This window comes from Paenibacillus campi, from assembly GCF_034659835.1.
Taxonomy (GTDB): domain Bacteria; phylum Bacillota; class Bacilli; order Paenibacillales; family Paenibacillaceae; genus Saccharibacillus; species Saccharibacillus campi.
On the sequence record NZ_JAXSQZ010000010.1, the window covers coordinates 122,139 to 137,332 of the forward strand.

Sequence of the window (15,194 nt, forward strand, 5' to 3'; positions counted from 1 at the left end):
GGCACATCGCTTAGGAAGCCTACTAATGTGCAACAATCCGAACGATTATAGAATTGGGGCTGAACATACATGACACCGATCGATCATGAGCAACTATCCGCAAGTACCGCATCGCCCCACGGGGAAAGTCAGCTACCGACGAATTTTGCGGAACGTGAACATATTGAAATCGATCTGCTGTTGGAAGGCATACACAGACTGTACGGGTATGATTTTCGCAATTATGCCCGCGCTTCATTAACTCGGCGCATCTGGCATCATGTGCATTCGGAAAAGCTAAGCTCGATTTCCGCTTTGCAGGAACGGGTGCTACATGACCGTTCCTGTTTTGAGCGGTTTGTGCAAAACTTGTCGATCCCGGTCACAGAAATGTTCCGCGATCCGCATCTGTTTCGTATGTTTCGGGAAAAGGTCGTGCCATTGTTGCGAACGTATCCGTATATCCGCATCTGGCATGCAGGCTGCTCTACCGGCGAAGAAGTGTATTCGATGGCGATTTTGCTGCATGAGGAAGGGCTGCTGGACAAGGCGAGAATTTATGCGACCGACATGAACAATCGCTCACTTCAGCAAGCAAGAGAAGGTGTATTTGGCATTGAACGTATGCAATTGTATACGAAAAATTATCTTGATGCGGGCGGCACACGCTCGTTTTCCGAGTATTATACCGCTCGTTATCAATCCGTCATCTTCCAGCCTTTTTTGCGCAAGCATATTATATTTGCCGAGCATAATTTGGCGACCGACCGTTCGTTTAATGAATTTAACGTTATTTTGTGCAGAAATGTAATGATTTATTTTGATGATAAACTGCGTGAGCGGGTGCACGGTCTGTTTCACGAAAGTTTGAGCCGTTTTGGTATTTTGGTGCTCGGTTCCAAGGAATCGATGCAGTTTACCGGTTACAGCGACAGCTATGAGCCGCTGGATCGTGTGGAAAAGGTATACCGGAAAATTAACTAGAGAATGTAGGGGGATTCCATGAGGTTTCATGAACCGATTCACATCTTGCTCGTAGATGATCGACCTGAAAACTTGCTCGCATTGGAAGCCGTCCTTGAAAGTGAACGCTATAATTTGGTCAAAGCGACCTCTGGAGAGGAAGCGCTACGCTGTTTACTCAAGGACGAGTTTGCCGTGATTGTGCTGGATGTACAGATGCCGGGCATGGATGGTATTGAAACAGCCAAGCTGATCAAGGCGCGCGAGAAGACCAAGGAAATACCGATCATTTTCATTTCTGCCAACAGCAAAGAAGCGGAGCACGTATTCGCTGGCTATTCTGCAGGCGCGATCGATTATATGGTGAAACCGTTCATTCCGCAAATTCTCAAGTCCAAAATCGAGGGCTTTGTGAACATGTATTTAACGAACAAACGCCACAAAACGCAATCGATGCTACTGCAACAAAAAACGCTCGAACTGGAAAAGATGAACCAAGAACTGATCCGTGCCAAAGAAGATGCCGAAATTGCCGCCAAAGCGAAAACCGAATTTCTAGCGATGATGAGCCATGAAATTCGCACACCGATGAACGGTGTGATCGGCATGATCGATCTGTTGATGGAAACCGATCTGCAATCCGAGCAAAAAGACTATGCCGAGATCATTCGCAGCAGCGCGGATGCACTCGTGATGGTCATTAACGATATTTTAGATTTTACGAAAATGGAATCCGGCAAAATGGAGCTGGAAGAACATCCATTTTCGTTGGAAGCGTGTTTGTCCGAAGTATTCGGTCTGTTTTCGATGGAAGCGTCGAAAAAAGAGTTGGAACTGTTGTATCGTATTAGCGATGACGTGCCGAGCTATCTGTTTGGCGATATGGCACGGTTGCGGCAAGTGCTCATTAATTTGACGGCAAATGCGATCAAATTTACCGAGCACGGTGGCGTTTACCTTGAGGTGCAGTGCAAAGGCAGTCAGGATGGACGGCTGGAGCTGGAATTTAAGGTAAAAGATACCGGGATCGGCATTGCCCACGAGAAGCGGGAGCAGTTATTTCAACCGTTTTCGCAGCTTGATTCTTCACTGACACGCAAATATGGCGGCACCGGACTCGGGCTGGCGATTTGCAAAAATTTAGTGCAGATGATGGGCGGCGATATTCAGCTTGCTTGCGAGGAAATGGAAGCACAAGGCGGTGCGGTATTTGCGTTTACTATTTGTGCCAAAGAGTATACGATGAGCGAGACGGATAGTATCCATTTGGAGGAAAGACCGACTAGTCTGTTGCAGCAGGGCAGCAGCATTCCGCATATTTTGATTGTCGATGATCATCCGATTAATCAGAAGCTGATGGTGACGATGTTGCAGCGACTTGGCTACAATCCGGATACGGCAGATGATGGGGAAGAAGCGATTCGTAAAGCGCATCAGCATGGATACGATTATATTTTTATGGATGTACAGATGCCTAATATTGATGGTTTGGAAGCGACGCGCCGGATTCGTCAGCTTGTGCATGGCGAACAAAGCATCATTATTGCGATGACGGCGGATGTGATGGAAGGCATTAAAGGGCGTTGTTTTGCTGCCGGTATGGATGACTACATTAGCAAGCCGGTCAAAATGGCAAGTGTCAAAACGATGCTGGAACGCTATGCATCCGAGCTGGCACGATTTGAAGCGAAAAAGACGGTCTATTAATCACATCCACTTGCCTGTCTGTATCGATATGCGCAGAAAAGGCAGGATGGATGTGTTGTCGCGATGAGCCGATTGTACCTATTATTAGGTTACAGCAACAGCAAAGCTATAGTTGTTCAAGCAACCAATTAATGGATAATATTGAAATTAATAGGTTTATTTAGAATGCGTGGCTATATGGACAGTCGGCAACGCATGTTTCAGTGCGAACGACGTTGGGTTATTAGTAAAGAAACCATTGTTCAGGGGAGAATGTCTATGACTACAAACAAAAGTGAAAAATTTAATGCAGTAACACAGATGGATGAGCAAGCGTGCACCGTATTTGTGAGTGGGGAAATGGACCTGTCTGTAGCACCGGATTTTCGTCTTGTGATGGAGCCGCTAGTAGGTAATGCAGATCAGGATTTAATCGTTAATATGAAAGACCTGAAATACATTGATAGCACCGGTATTGGTATTCTGCTCTCTATCCTCAAAGCACGGCACGGTATGAACGCCAACTTTAAGGTTGAAGAAGTTCCTTCCAACATTCAAAAGTTGTTTGAAATGACCGGTATCGCCAAGTTTTTCGCCCCTCAGGAGAACTCCCACTAGGAAAGGATCGAACATAGCATGAAAGCTGATACTCAAAAAGTAATCATTAATCTGCCTGCCACAGCAGAATTTGTAGATGTGGTACGTTTGAATTTGTACGGGATCGCCTCCAAGATGGGGTTTTCGTATGAAGATATTGAAGATATGAAGGTGGCTGTCTCCGAAGCATGCAATAACTCTGTCTTGTATGCATACGGTCAAGATGGTGGCCATATTGATGTTATTTTTGAAGTCGGTGAAGAAACGCTGGCGATTACCGTTGAAGACGAAGGGGAGAGCTTCGAGACGGTAACAGAGACAGCTGACAAGACGACGCTTCATGACAAAGAACTGAGTGATGTCCAGATCGGCGGACTGGGCTTTTATCTGATGCAGGCGTTGATGGATGATGTCCGTATCGAGAATGTGGCGGGTCAAGGTACACGTGTGACCATGTCCAAAAGCCTTGCTCGAAGCGAGGAAAGAGTATGAGTGAAAAAGTGACTCCCCCCGAATCGATGGACGAGGCAATCGGCCTGATCTGGGAATATCAACAAACAAAAGACAATGATATCGCGACCGTACTGATCAAAAAGTACGAGCCTATGGTCAAAATGGCTGCAGGCAAAATCGCGCGTAATCGCCCTGACCTGTATGAAGATTTGTATCAGGTTGGGCAGATGGCGTTAATCCGTCTTTTGCAGCAATACGATATTTCGTTGGGGATTCCTTTTGAACCGTATGCCATGAAAAGTATGATTGGGCACATGAAAAACTTTCTGCGCGACAAATCATGGTACATACAGGTTCCACGCCGAATTAAGGAAAAAGGAGCCCTCGTACAGCAAGCGATTGATGAGTTGACTGTCAAATTGGAACGTTCTCCAAGCGTGCGCGAAATCGCTGGATTTCTCGATCTGTCCGAAGAAGAAACGATCGAAGTGTTAGCTGGACGTGAATGCTATCACTACGTTTCGCTCGATTCTCCATTATCGCAGGAAGAAAGCGCCGCAACACTCGGTGAGCTGATCAGTGCGGATGTGAACGATTATGATGCGGTCGAAAAACGTATGGATTTACAGCAAGCACTTAGCCAACTGAAGGAACAGGAACAAAAAGTATTGTTGCTGGCATTTCAGGAAGGGCAATCTCAGCGTGCTATCGCGCAAAAGCTGGGCGTATCCCAGATGAGTGTATCGCGTATCCAGAAGCGTGCGACCGAGAAGCTCAAACAGATTATGTCGAACGCATCCTCATCAGGATGATGGGATGACAGTACACATGAATATCTTACAATTGTCGATGCGGGCAATGGAATAAAGGTATGCTTTTCTCTCTAAACGATAGAGAGAACGAGCATACCTTTTTTGATGATGGAAGGTGGATTGCTGTTATCGATGATGTAAAAGTCAGATGTAAAATTGCTATGGATGCAGCGCTATTGTATTCATCGATAGAGCAAAACGTAATGTTTATCGTATTGAACGTAAGTTGCAGATGGCACACTACCAGTTAAACGAAATCATCCTCCAGCAATCGCGGCAATACAAACATACAGCGAATGAGGAGGATGATCCATATAGGTAAAACAAGGATAGAGCGGCGCTGCATTAGCGTCCGCTTTGCGAGGTGTTTACGTATTTGAGCAGCTCGCTAATATAATCACCGATGACTGGCAAATTAAAGCTGACGAGCAAGGATAATAAATACCCGAGCAATGCCAAAATGACGAGCGTACCGAGCGACAAACCTAATCCGCGCGCAGCTCCAGCAATAAAGTTGGTCAAAATGCGGCGTTTAACGCTGCTATAATTTTCAATAATGTCCTGAATTTCCGCTTTATCGAGAGCGGCGGTCAGCTGATCGAGCCGCTCGTTCAGGCGTTTCACCTCATGTCGAAGTTCGAACGGATGCTCGCGGATCGTATCAGGTGGTTCCACTACCGGTGGCGGGTTCGGAGTTAGCTGCTTATCATGTTTGTCTGCCATGTTGTTCCCTCGCTCTCAAATAAATTGGTATACCGGACAGAGAAATAGCCGACTGCAATGAGCCGGCTATGATCATGTATCTTTCTGTTACAGGCGATAGGCGCCGGAATGATTATTTCTTGTCAGAAGTTAGCGGTTTAGCGTCCTCTTTTACATTGTCAGCCGCTTTGCTCACTTCTTTGCTGATGTCGTCTTTAGCATCTTTTACATCTTCAGCGATGTTTTTGGATGCTTCTGCCACATGGCTAATAATATTGTCTTTAGCGTTAGCTTGCTCAGCTGTTGGCGTTACGCCATCTTTGACTTTAGTCGTAATGTCGGACGCTTTGGACGCTACATTTTGCGCCAATTCTGTCGCTTTAGTGCTCACTGTGCCAGCCAGTTCAACCGTTTTGTCGCTGATCAAGCCAGCAGCTTGTGCCGTTTGGTCAGATACTGTATTGTAAACGGATTTCGTTTTCTCACCGGCAGCAGACAGCTTATCGGAAATATCTTCACGCAATTCGCGGCCTGGTTTAGGAGAAAACAGCAGTGCAGCGGCTGCGCCGATCAATCCACCGATAAATACACCTTTCAGAAAGGTAGAACTGCTTTGCACCGGATACTCTTTTTCTGCTTCGTTCATGAACAATCACTCCTTGAATTAGTATAAGTTACATAAAATAGCATGTATATCCTCGGATTGAGGACCTAGCCATAGCCTATCGAGTGAAGCTTTTCTGAGGAGTAAGGGAATAGAAGGATCGCTTACCAAAAGTATGGCCTATATTTAAGCCTGGTGGACATCAGGCTGCTCGACGGAACAAGCCGGATACCAACCCAAGCAAAAAAACAAAAATCGCCGTGCCAAGAATGGCAGGAATAATCGCAAAACCACCAATAACGGGACCAAAATTACCAAATACAAGTGCACCGAGCCATGCGCCGATCAATCCGGCAATCGCAGCTCCGATTATACCGCCAGGCATATTGTCGCCTGCCAGCGCATTACCGATGACCCCGATAATAATCGCAAGCACAACGCTAATTAGAATTCCCCACATCCGCAACGCCTCCCTTTGTAATAAGGCTGCTCCACGTTAGACGTCCCAGCAGGCAACCGGAATCGGATATCGGCTTGCACAAAATAACTCCCAACAATTGGTTGCTGCGGTCTTACTTCGTATATAAACATGGTTTATGCAGCATGAAACATAAGTATGCCGTTGCTGTTAGCGATATGAAGGCTGCTGCGGCCGTCTTGTTTGCCACAAAAACAGACAGTACGCACAGGCGGCAAACCACCAAAAACCGCTAAAAAAGCCAGCCAACACATCGGTCGGATAATGCACGCCGAGATAAATGCGCGTGATGCCAATCGTCATAATCAGTACAATTCCGCACACGATCGCTGGTAACATTCGCTTGCCTTGTTGCTTACGATAGCGCGCCCAAATGAAAAATAACATCCCATACATAGCGGCAGCAATCGTTGCATGTCCGCTCGGAAAGCTGTAGCCGGATGCGGGTGCCCAAAACTCCAATTCCGGACGCGGACGCATAAAGTGTAGTTTGAGCAATGTATTCAGCAACCATGCTCCGCCCATCGTAGGCAGCAACATGATCGCTTCGCGGTATTGCCGCAGCCGAATCAATATTAATGCGAAACCAACCGACACAAACAATGTCGGGTAAAATGAACCGAGATACGTAAAAAACAGCATCAGACTGCGTAATGGTTCCCCGTGATAAGCCCGTAACCCTTGCTGAAATTCATTTTCCCATTCATGAATTCGATTGCCAAATATAGCCTGAACGAGCCAGATCGCTCCCTCCAACAGTAGAAAAGATACAATACCGCCCGCTACAAGTACAAGCACAATCAATAACCATAATGGCAGCACCGGGGAACGAGGATGTTCAGGCACAGATCGTGATGATATCGTAATCGCCCTCTTTCCACAATAAAATAAGAATAGCAGGTGAAGCAAGTTTGCCTGCTCAGTAGCTATGCTGTATCGTATGGATAAGCACAGCTATGTTTAGACGGATATATAGGTTTATGATCATCGCTACATTTGCTGTACATCCACTGCTATACCGATACATATGTTAAATATAACCGCTTGCCAGCGTGTGAACCTTGTTATGCGCAAACAAATCGTGAACACTCCCTAAAAACAGCCAAGCCCGCTTCCCGGACTCGGAAAGGGGCTTGGCTGCTATAAACCTAGTCAATTACTTACTGCGCAAACGTCCAAGCTCGGACACGAGCGCTTCCACTTCGCTAATGCTCAAATTCGGTTTGTTCATTACAATGTCATACACATCATATATATCGTCGTACTGCTCTAGCGAAAAAGCGGAAGCTTGCATCGCCGCTCCACTTGCCATCCGCAGCTTCGTTTTGATGCCTTCAATCATAAATTCGAGATTTTCAGGCGTTTTTTGCGATAAATCCATAAATGGTGTTCTCCTTCTTTTAGCGGATCGCTGATTTGGTTGTATTGTATCATGGATAGCGAGTCGGAACCAACATTTTGCGGTAAACTGGCGCATGGGGTAAAATGACATGGAGCAACAATCATTTTGCCTCATATCGTATAAGCGAAAAATTGCTCGCAAACGAATATACATGATGTTGAAGGGAACTACTATGATATGATTAATCGCCGTTCAAGCCTGCTCCCCTATGAGCAGCAAAACCGACGCAATGTGAATATGGACGGCATGGTACAGTTTTTTCGTACGATTCATAGCCGCCATGCGCTGGATGAACTTGCCTTCGTTTGCATCGGTACGGATCGTTCGACAGGGGATGCACTTGGTCCATTGACCGGCAGCGGATTGGCAGCGCACGGTATTCCGCATATTGTCGGTACGCTGGAGCAGCCTTGTGATGCGCATAATTTGCATATCCGTATTCCGCAAATTCCAGACGGTATGACCGTGATTGCGATCGATGCTTGCCTTGGAGGGCAGCGCTCGGTCGGTTTGTACAGCATTGGAGAGGAGCCGCTGTTTCCAGCCTTATCGGTTGGTGGGCAATTTCCCGGTGTTGGCACATACAGTATCGCTGCGATCGTAAACGAAAATGGGCCGAAACCTTACTGGACGCTGCAAACGACCTCACTTCATCAGGTGATGCGCATGGCGGACGATATCGTGCAAGCTGCCGTACGCGGGCTTGGTTTGCGCAGCTGAATAGGTAGCGATACATGGAATGTTTTACATGGTAAGCTTAAACGGTTGACTCGTATGAATCGTACTTGCTAACGGATGCACAAATATTTTCCATACGTATAGCAGCAATACATTGACCATTTGATGACATCGATACAGCCTGGTGTCGATCAAAAAATATACACTTTATGCGCATAAGGAGGAATACGACGATGAGCCATCTTTCATCAAAGTCCAATACACCATTACTTCACTATACCGAGTCCGGAACCGGAGCGCCGCTTGTACTGCTGCACGGCTTTCTCGGCAGTTCAGCGTATTGGGACGAGCTTGTTCCGCTGCTGTCCGCTCATTACCGCTGTATTACGCCTGATTTGCGCGGACATGGACGTAGCCTTGCTCCCGAAGGTAGCTATCGAATCGAACAGATGGCAGACGATGTCATTCGTCTGCTTGATCATCTGGAGCTTCCGTCTGCAACTGTACTCGGTCACTCGATGGGCGGCTATGTGACACTTGCGCTGGCAGCGCAAAATGGGGATCGACTGGACGGATGGGGACTCATTCATTCCACCCCCCATGAAGACACAGCACAGGCAAAAGAAAACCGCCTGCTTGCCGTCTCCAAAATTAACAGCGACGGTATCGCCGCTTTTACCGATGGCATGGTGGAAGGGCTGTTCGCGCCCGCTTCATTGGAGCGTATTCCAAAAGCGGTACAAAAAGTTCGCGAGCTTGGCTACGCTACCCCGCCACAAGGCGCCTGCGGCGCTGCGCTGGCGATGCGCGAACGCCCCGACCGTCGCCATGTGTTAGCGGCTTCATCCAAACCGGTACTGCTGATCGCTGGAGGGCAAGATCGACTGATTCCAGCGGAACGATTGTTTACGTCGACAGGCGAGCATATTACAGCACACACGATCGAACAGGCAGGACATATGGGAATGCTGGAAACGCCGGAACCAATGGCACAGATCATCCGCGATTATCTCGGTTGATACTAAGCGTGCACATGTTTAGCGGCGATAGGAATGATTCATTATTTTATTGAAGGCGGGATCACAATGTTCAGAAAAGATTACCTTATGGGCATGATCGAGGATATGACCAGTATGATTGCCAAAGCATTTGGTCTCAAGGAGCAAAAGAAATATACGGAAGCGCTATGGGAATTAGACGATCTGATGCGCAAAAATTTCCGACTGAACAGTGAACTCGTTAATCGTATGCCAGTCGATCAAATTATCGATATGTTCCGCGTCGGGCCGACGGTTGAGGTCGATCAATTGCAAGGGCTAGCACGTATGCTGCGTGCCGAATCCGATATTTACGAAGCTTCGGACAAACAGGACGAAGCGGTTGTACGCCGTATTAAAGCGCTGCATCTGTTTTTGTACAGTGCGGTGCACGGTGCGGATCGCGATCTGCTGAACTATCCCGAACATGTAGATGAGCTGCTCGATGAACTGGAACAATACGTGCTACCTGCCGTCGTCGAAAAATGCATGGTGGAATATGAGGAACAAGAAGGCTATTATGATAATGCGGCAGATGCGTTGCAACGACTGAATGAGCTGGATGCTGCCGAAGGATTGGCAGCAGGAGCAGCCTTTTATGAACGGATGCATCTGAAAACCGACGCACAACTGGAAGCTGGCGGTTTGACCCGCGCCGAGGTGGAGGCGGGACGCAGCCGTTTCCAGAATTGAAGCAACAGAAAGTGAGATGTGCAACATGGAGTCACTCCAGAAATTGATTCATCAGCTACTCGACAGCGGCGAGCTGATTTCCGCTACACTGAGCCAGCGCCGTAAGCGTGATCCGGAAGGGTTTACGAAAGTGATCATTAAGCCGGTCGAGCTGAAAAAAAATCTGTATTACCAGTTTGCTTACCATTACAGCAACAAAGTTACTCATGACAATATACCGGTAGCTGAAGCGGAACGCCCGCTGCTGGAACTGTTTGCGGAAACGATGCGTCAAGGTTTGCTTTGTACGGCTGATGCCGATTACCAAATTTTGATTAGCAAAAAGTATAAAGTATCGATTTTGACCCGCACCGCAACTAAAACGGAAGCCGACCTGAACCATAATCGCAAAAAGCATTACATTCTCGATGAAGGCGAGCCGGTACCGTTTCTCGTTGAACTGGGCATTATGAATGACAATGGCAAAGTGTTAGCGAAAAAGTATGATAAATTCCGGCAGATCAATCGTTTTCTGGAAATGGTACAAGATATTTTGCCATCATTACCAGAAGGACGCGAGCTGACGATTGTTGATTTTGGCTGCGGCAAATCGTATTTAACGTTTGCATTGTATCATTATTTGAACATTCAACAGCGCAGACCGCTACGTATTATCGGGCTTGATTTGAAAGCGGATGTGATCGAGCATTGTAGCCAACTGGCGGAACGACTTGACTATGATAAGCTGCGTTTTCTGGTAGGGGATATTGCCGATTATAACGAGCTGGATCAAGTCGATATGGTCGTTACGCTGCATGCCTGTGATACCGCAACCGATGCCGCACTCGAAAAGGCAGTACGCTGGGGCGCATCGGCAATCTTGTCCGTCCCTTGCTGTCAGCATGAACTGTTTGCGCAAGTACAAAACGATGCGCTTTCCCCACTGCTGTCACACGGCATTCTCAAAGAACGCTTTTCCGCACTCGCCACCGATGCCATCCGTGCCCGCTTGCTAGACTTAATGGGCTATCGCACACAATTGCTGGAATTTATCGATATGGAGCACACGCCCAAAAATATCCTCATTCGCGCAGTCAAAGGCAACGCCGGCGACCAGACAACACTATGGCAGGAATATCAAGTATTCCGTAATATGTTAAGTGCGAGCCCATATTTGGAAAATGCGTGCCGCGACCTGTTACCTCAAGCCGCGGAAGTTTCCAAAGCTTGAGTACCCAAATGTTAAACAAGTAAAATCATGTATACTCGCAAGATGAACAGTAGTGTACTAAACTGCCTTACAAGTAACATGCTGTTCCTCTTGTCCCTCTATACTAGGGGATGTAAGCAAACTGTGATGATGCAAGCAGCACGGAGTGGTGTCTGCTGCCCTATCAAAAACAGTTTGCGCACACGCCCCAACAAACTTATGAAGGAGGATTGATGGAAATTATTTCAGATATTATTGCCCAATTGCTGCACTGGGTAGAGCAGCTTGGCTATTTTGGGATTATGCTTGGTTTGATGATTGAAGTGATTCCGAGTGAGATCGTGCTGGCTTACGGTGGCTACCTTGTACATAACGGGACGATCAATTATTTTGGCGCGGTGTTTTTTGGCACGATTGGCGGCGTGATCGCCCAACTGTTCATTTACTGGATCGGACGCTATGGCGGTCGTCCGGTGCTGGACAAATACGGCAAATACATTTTGATCCGTAAACATCATATCGATCATGCGGAGGAATGGTTTAACAAATACGGTACAGGTGTCATTTTTACCGCTCGTTTTATTCCGGTTGTGCGGCATGCGATTTCGATTCCGGCAGGCATTGCCAAAATGTCGCATATGCGCTTTATTTTGTTGACTACGCTGGCGGTTATCCCGTGGTCGGCATTGTTCGTTTATCTCGGTATGGTGTTGGGTAGTCAATGGCAAAATATCGACAAAATCGCTGGTAAATACACGACACCGATTTTGATTTTCGCGGTTGTGCTGTTAGTAGGCTATCTTCTGGTTAAAAGAAAAATGAAGCAAAAATAAAGGCAATCCGAAAGGCGGCGGACTTCATGGCAAAAAGCAATTTGGCACAGCAATGGGAACAAGCGATTACCCCGCAGCAATTTATGGAAGGCATGACCAAAAACAAGGAAACTTTTCATAATAATTACCAGCTATTCAACTGGACGGATTTGGATGACCATGAGTTTTTTAAATTGCTAAACCATCGCGACGATTTGCGCTCGCTCATTTTGGCAGCCGATTGGTGCGGTGATGTGGTGCGCAATATTCCGGTCGTGTTTCGTGCATTTGAAGAAGCTGGTCTGCCAACCAAAGTACTCATTATGGAACAACATCTGGATGTGATGGATGAGTATTTAACGATGGGCGGTCGTTCGATCCCGGTCGTGATCATTACCGATACCGGCGGACATGTGCTCGGTCAATGGGGGCCGCGTCCACAGCATGTGCAGGAACTGATGGTTGCGTTTCGCGCCGAAAACCCGGATCGTGAAGCGCCCGGTTATCAAGACAAAATGGCGGTTGTCCGCCAGGCGATGATCGATCGTTATGGCGAAGGTTCCGCTTCCCATGCGATGGTCATTCGTGAATTGCGTGAATTATTGTCAGGAGTGTGAGCTATTTGTTTAAAATTGAATCTTTTTCGCTCGGACCGCTGCAAACGAATGCCTATTTGCTCATTGCCGAAGATGAAAAGCGTGCGCTAGTGATCGATCCAGGGATGAATCCGGGTGCACTTATACGGCGGATTGAGACATTGCAGCTTGAAGTGGAAGCGATTTTGCTGACCCATGCCCATTTTGACCATATGGGCGGTGTACAGGAGCTGCGAGCCCATGTTAATTGTCCGGTTTATTTGCATGATCTGGAAGCGGAGTGGATGACCAATGCGAAGCTGAATGGCTCGGCAAATTGGCCGCAAGTGACGCCGCCGATTATGGCAGAGCCTGCCGAGCATGCACTGGATGAAGGTCAAAAGCTGGAACTGATCGGGCATACGTTTGCCGTGTATCATACACCAGGGCATTCGCCGGGCAGTGTTAGCTTCCTATGCGATAAGCATTTATTTTCCGGCGATGTGCTGTTCCGCATGGGGGTTGGACGCACCGATCTAACAGGCGGCAGTGAGCGACAACTGGTCGATTCGATCCGTACGAAGTTGTATCGGTTTGCAGATGATGTGATCGTATATCCCGGTCATGGCGCGCGGACAACGATTGGAGCCGAGAAGGCGAGCAATCCGTACGTGCCTGCTTGATGCTGGGCTAGACGTATTGGTAAGTAACAAACAGTGGACGGGCAGCTTGTTTGTATCCAATGCTGGTAATGTGATTCCATGTTGATAACGAACTAGTAGGCTGACCAGCTTAAATGCAGTGTCACATTCACTCTACCTTATGAAAATACACTGGAATTGTAGCAGGACAACATCGCTGCTCTGCACTAGCAAACTACTTATTTAACTCAGTCAGCCTACTAGTTTAAGAGAGTTTAAACTCGCTCTAAAGATGGGAAAAGCGACTAGCGCTGCTGGGCTGTCCGCCTTCTATAGGTAGTGTGAAATGATAGGCGCTGAAATCGATTTTCAAAAAAATGTAGTAAATTGTCGATTTGCTCTTGCCATTCTATGCCAGATGGCTATAATAAAACTATGCACGAGCACGCAGACCGCATGTTAATCACGGTTTGCGTGCTTTTTTTGTTGCTGACGACTTGTTATACGCAAGTTGGTTAGCATAAATAGCGGATGAACTAACTAAGCTTTCTTACTCCAACGCACAATTGTCTCGATTGAATTGCACAAATAAGCGGATCGGTATGTTGAAATATATTTTCGCGTTCACTCATTGTTTGTTGTATATAGCCTTTAGTCACTGTCAGCGAAAAAGTCTATCCATTATTTTGACACCAATCGACGTGTATAAACGTACATAAAATAGCTTGAAATGATGCAAGGGTATTTGGATGTATTTTTCGCGATAAAAGTGGACACTACTTACTTTTTGTAGTAGGATGTACAAATAAGTAGATAAAGCTAGGGGGAGATAAACGATGCTACACCTCGGTGAAAAAGTCGTAGTTGTCGCTGATACCTTTGAGCAAAATCTGCCTGTAGGCGATTACGGATATATTATCGCATATGACCGCAATCCTGATAATGCCTTCGATTATGTCATTCGTATTCCTAAAGCAAACCGTAACTTCTTTGTGCCGGCTAACGATATTGAGCCGGAAGAAATGCTGTTGCAGCAGGAAGCTGAACGAGTCGGACGCGAGGCGCTCATCGATTATGCTCTGGCGACACATAATGAAAAATTATTTTTTCAAATTATGAATGGCGAAGAAATTCCAGTCCCTGAAGAACCGTTAACTGATAAAAGTGCACAGGCTGATTTTGTTAAACAAATTAACTTGCGCGCCTGGATTTAAAAGAGTCGGCATTGCCGACTCTTTTTTTGTTGCTGCTATCGCTTTAACGGATTGAATTGTAAAGGTATGTACCCTATAATGGAAAAAGTTATTTCTAGTCAAATTTTGAATAGAAATTGTTCGACATTTGAATACAATGTGTATGAATTTTGAATACATGGTGTTCAAATTTCCACTACAAAATATACAAATTTTGTGCATTAACGTTTTAGCATAAGTGGTAAACGTATGGGCGAGTATCGGTAAGGCTTGATTTGTACTCAGATGTTAATCATTCAAGCGGAATATTGAAGTCGTTTATGCGATCATATTGTCACGCATGCGTACATGCCGTAAATTCTAATATCCGGCAGATGAACGGTACAGTATTATAAGGAGGGTTATGCGATGGGCATTAATATTAGTGATGTTGAGCACGTTGCCAAGTTGGCGCGTCTGGACTTGAGCGCAGAGGAAAAGGAAACATTTACGGCGCAACTAAGCGCTATTTTAAAATACGCGGAAAAGCTGAACGAACTGGACACAGACAATGTGGAGCCAACGACTCATGTGTTGCATGTTAGCAATGTGATGCGTGATGACGAAGTCAAAGAAAGCCTGCCGATCGAAAAGGTGCTGCGCAATGCACCGGACGATGAAGACGGTCAATTTAAAGTGCCGGCAGTATTGGAATAGTTTG

The 15,194-nt window shown here is 46.6% G+C and carries 19 protein-coding genes; 14 read left to right on the plus strand and 5 right to left on the minus strand.

The genetic code is table 11. The features are described 5' to 3' along the window. The first annotated feature begins 69 nt into the window (after positions 1–69). The 5 genes from U1I11_RS19415 to U1I11_RS19435 all read left to right on the plus strand — a co-directional run bounded on the left by U1I11_RS19415 (position 70) and on the right by U1I11_RS19435 (position 4,490). Entirely contained in the window at positions 70–963 is an 894-nt protein-coding gene (locus tag U1I11_RS19415; RefSeq protein WP_322907779.1) for a CheR family methyltransferase, read from the plus strand. Between the two features lie 18 nt (positions 964–981). Beyond that, complete coding sequence (locus U1I11_RS19420) at positions 982–2,649, plus strand: response regulator (protein ID WP_322907780.1); 1,668 nt, start codon at positions 982–984, stop codon at positions 2,647–2,649. Positions 2,650–2,907: 258 nt separating this feature from the next. After that, positions 2,908–3,246, plus strand: coding sequence for an STAS domain-containing protein (locus U1I11_RS19425; RefSeq protein ID WP_322907781.1), 339 nt, complete (start codon positions 2,908–2,910; stop codon positions 3,244–3,246). An 18-nt stretch (positions 3,247–3,264) separates the two neighbouring features. After that, positions 3,265–3,717, plus strand: coding sequence for an anti-sigma B factor RsbW (gene rsbW, locus U1I11_RS19430; RefSeq protein ID WP_322907782.1), 453 nt, complete (start codon positions 3,265–3,267; stop codon positions 3,715–3,717). Then, positions 3,714–4,490 (plus strand): sigma-70 family RNA polymerase sigma factor, encoded by a 777-nt coding sequence (locus U1I11_RS19435; RefSeq protein ID WP_188777278.1) that lies wholly within the window; start codon positions 3,714–3,716, stop codon positions 4,488–4,490. The genes rsbW and U1I11_RS19435 overlap by 4 nt, the downstream gene beginning before the upstream one ends. A gap of 345 nt (positions 4,491–4,835) precedes the next feature. Here the strand turns inward: U1I11_RS19435 and U1I11_RS19440 are convergent, their stop codons facing one another. The 5 genes from U1I11_RS19440 to U1I11_RS19460 all read right to left on the minus strand — a co-directional run bounded on the left by U1I11_RS19440 (position 4,836) and on the right by U1I11_RS19460 (position 7,655). Next, positions 4,836–5,213, minus strand: coding sequence for a DUF5665 domain-containing protein (locus tag U1I11_RS19440; protein ID WP_322907783.1), 378 nt, complete (start codon positions 5,211–5,213; stop codon positions 4,836–4,838). Between the two features lie 112 nt (positions 5,214–5,325). Beyond that, positions 5,326–5,838, minus strand: coding sequence for a YtxH domain-containing protein (locus U1I11_RS19445; protein ID WP_322907784.1), 513 nt, complete (start codon positions 5,836–5,838; stop codon positions 5,326–5,328). Between the two features lie 160 nt (positions 5,839–5,998). Then, complete coding sequence (locus U1I11_RS19450) at positions 5,999–6,256, minus strand: GlsB/YeaQ/YmgE family stress response membrane protein (protein ID WP_322907785.1); 258 nt, start codon at positions 6,254–6,256, stop codon at positions 5,999–6,001. Positions 6,257–6,424: 168 nt separating this feature from the next. After that, positions 6,425–7,120, minus strand: coding sequence for a phosphatase PAP2 family protein (locus U1I11_RS19455; RefSeq protein ID WP_322907786.1), 696 nt, complete (start codon positions 7,118–7,120; stop codon positions 6,425–6,427). A gap of 310 nt (positions 7,121–7,430) precedes the next feature. Then, complete coding sequence (locus tag U1I11_RS19460; protein ID WP_322907787.1) at positions 7,431–7,655, minus strand: DUF1128 domain-containing protein; 225 nt, start codon at positions 7,653–7,655, stop codon at positions 7,431–7,433. A 198-nt stretch (positions 7,656–7,853) separates the two neighbouring features. Here U1I11_RS19460 and yyaC point away from each other — a divergent pair, with 198 nt between their 5' ends. The 9 genes from yyaC (at position 7,854) to gatC (ending at position 15,190) form a co-directional block, all read left to right on the plus strand. Further along, positions 7,854–8,396, plus strand: coding sequence for a spore protease YyaC (gene yyaC / locus U1I11_RS19465; RefSeq protein ID WP_322907788.1), 543 nt, complete (start codon positions 7,854–7,856; stop codon positions 8,394–8,396). 191 nt (positions 8,397–8,587) lie between these two features. Continuing rightward, positions 8,588–9,373 (plus strand): alpha/beta fold hydrolase, encoded by a 786-nt coding sequence (locus U1I11_RS19470; RefSeq protein ID WP_322907790.1) that lies wholly within the window; start codon positions 8,588–8,590, stop codon positions 9,371–9,373. A gap of 66 nt (positions 9,374–9,439) precedes the next feature. Next, positions 9,440–10,084, plus strand: a complete 645-nt coding sequence (locus U1I11_RS19475) for a DUF6483 family protein (protein WP_322907791.1) — start codon at positions 9,440–9,442, stop codon at positions 10,082–10,084. Positions 10,085–10,109: 25 nt separating this feature from the next. Next, complete coding sequence (locus U1I11_RS19480) at positions 10,110–11,294, plus strand: class I SAM-dependent methyltransferase (RefSeq protein ID WP_322907792.1); 1,185 nt, start codon at positions 10,110–10,112, stop codon at positions 11,292–11,294. A gap of 212 nt (positions 11,295–11,506) precedes the next feature. Next, the gene (uptA, locus tag U1I11_RS19485) at positions 11,507–12,106 is read left to right on the plus strand and encodes an undecaprenyl phosphate transporter UptA (RefSeq protein WP_322907793.1); all 600 of its coding nucleotides are present in this window, start codon (positions 11,507–11,509) and stop codon (positions 12,104–12,106) included. 26 nt (positions 12,107–12,132) lie between these two features. After that, positions 12,133–12,702, plus strand: coding sequence for a thioredoxin family protein (locus tag U1I11_RS19490; RefSeq protein ID WP_322907794.1), 570 nt, complete (start codon positions 12,133–12,135; stop codon positions 12,700–12,702). A gap of 5 nt (positions 12,703–12,707) precedes the next feature. Next, on the plus strand, positions 12,708–13,343 hold the full coding sequence (locus U1I11_RS19495) for an MBL fold metallo-hydrolase (protein WP_322907795.1): 636 nt from the start codon (positions 12,708–12,710) through the stop codon (positions 13,341–13,343). A gap of 794 nt (positions 13,344–14,137) precedes the next feature. Continuing rightward, positions 14,138–14,515, plus strand: coding sequence for an ATPase (locus U1I11_RS19500; protein ID WP_322907796.1), 378 nt, complete (start codon positions 14,138–14,140; stop codon positions 14,513–14,515). Positions 14,516–14,902: 387 nt separating this feature from the next. Next, complete coding sequence (gene gatC / locus U1I11_RS19505; protein ID WP_322907797.1) at positions 14,903–15,190, plus strand: Asp-tRNA(Asn)/Glu-tRNA(Gln) amidotransferase subunit GatC; 288 nt, start codon at positions 14,903–14,905, stop codon at positions 15,188–15,190. The last annotated feature ends 4 nt before the right edge of the window (positions 15,191–15,194 follow it).

Coding starts and splice junctions, on each gene's coding strand:
- U1I11_RS19490 (WP_322907794.1), top strand. CDS start 12,133: ATGGCAAAAAGCAATTTGGCACAGCAATGGGAACAAGCGATTACCCCG.
- U1I11_RS19435 (WP_188777278.1), top strand. CDS start 3,714: ATGAGTGAAAAAGTGACTCCCCCCGAATCGATGGACGAGGCAATCGGC.
- U1I11_RS19460 (WP_322907787.1), bottom strand. CDS start 7,655: ATGGATTTATCGCAAAAAACGCCTGAAAATCTCGAATTTATGATTGAA.
- U1I11_RS19480 (WP_322907792.1), top strand. CDS start 10,110: ATGGAGTCACTCCAGAAATTGATTCATCAGCTACTCGACAGCGGCGAG.
- U1I11_RS19475 (WP_322907791.1), top strand. CDS start 9,440: ATGTTCAGAAAAGATTACCTTATGGGCATGATCGAGGATATGACCAGT.
- U1I11_RS19445 (WP_322907784.1), bottom strand. CDS start 5,838: ATGAACGAAGCAGAAAAAGAGTATCCGGTGCAAAGCAGTTCTACCTTT.
- U1I11_RS19420 (WP_322907780.1), top strand. CDS start 982: ATGAGGTTTCATGAACCGATTCACATCTTGCTCGTAGATGATCGACCT.
- U1I11_RS19440 (WP_322907783.1), bottom strand. CDS start 5,213: ATGGCAGACAAACATGATAAGCAGCTAACTCCGAACCCGCCACCGGTA.
- uptA (WP_322907793.1), top strand. CDS start 11,507: ATGGAAATTATTTCAGATATTATTGCCCAATTGCTGCACTGGGTAGAG.
- yyaC (WP_322907788.1), top strand. CDS start 7,854: ATGATTAATCGCCGTTCAAGCCTGCTCCCCTATGAGCAGCAAAACCGA.
- U1I11_RS19470 (WP_322907790.1), top strand. CDS start 8,588: ATGAGCCATCTTTCATCAAAGTCCAATACACCATTACTTCACTATACC.
- gatC (WP_322907797.1), top strand. CDS start 14,903: ATGGGCATTAATATTAGTGATGTTGAGCACGTTGCCAAGTTGGCGCGT.
- U1I11_RS19500 (WP_322907796.1), top strand. CDS start 14,138: ATGCTACACCTCGGTGAAAAAGTCGTAGTTGTCGCTGATACCTTTGAG.
- rsbW (WP_322907782.1), top strand. CDS start 3,265: ATGAAAGCTGATACTCAAAAAGTAATCATTAATCTGCCTGCCACAGCA.
- U1I11_RS19425 (WP_322907781.1), top strand. CDS start 2,908: ATGACTACAAACAAAAGTGAAAAATTTAATGCAGTAACACAGATGGAT.
- U1I11_RS19450 (WP_322907785.1), bottom strand. CDS start 6,256: ATGTGGGGAATTCTAATTAGCGTTGTGCTTGCGATTATTATCGGGGTC.
- U1I11_RS19415 (WP_322907779.1), top strand. CDS start 70: ATGACACCGATCGATCATGAGCAACTATCCGCAAGTACCGCATCGCCC.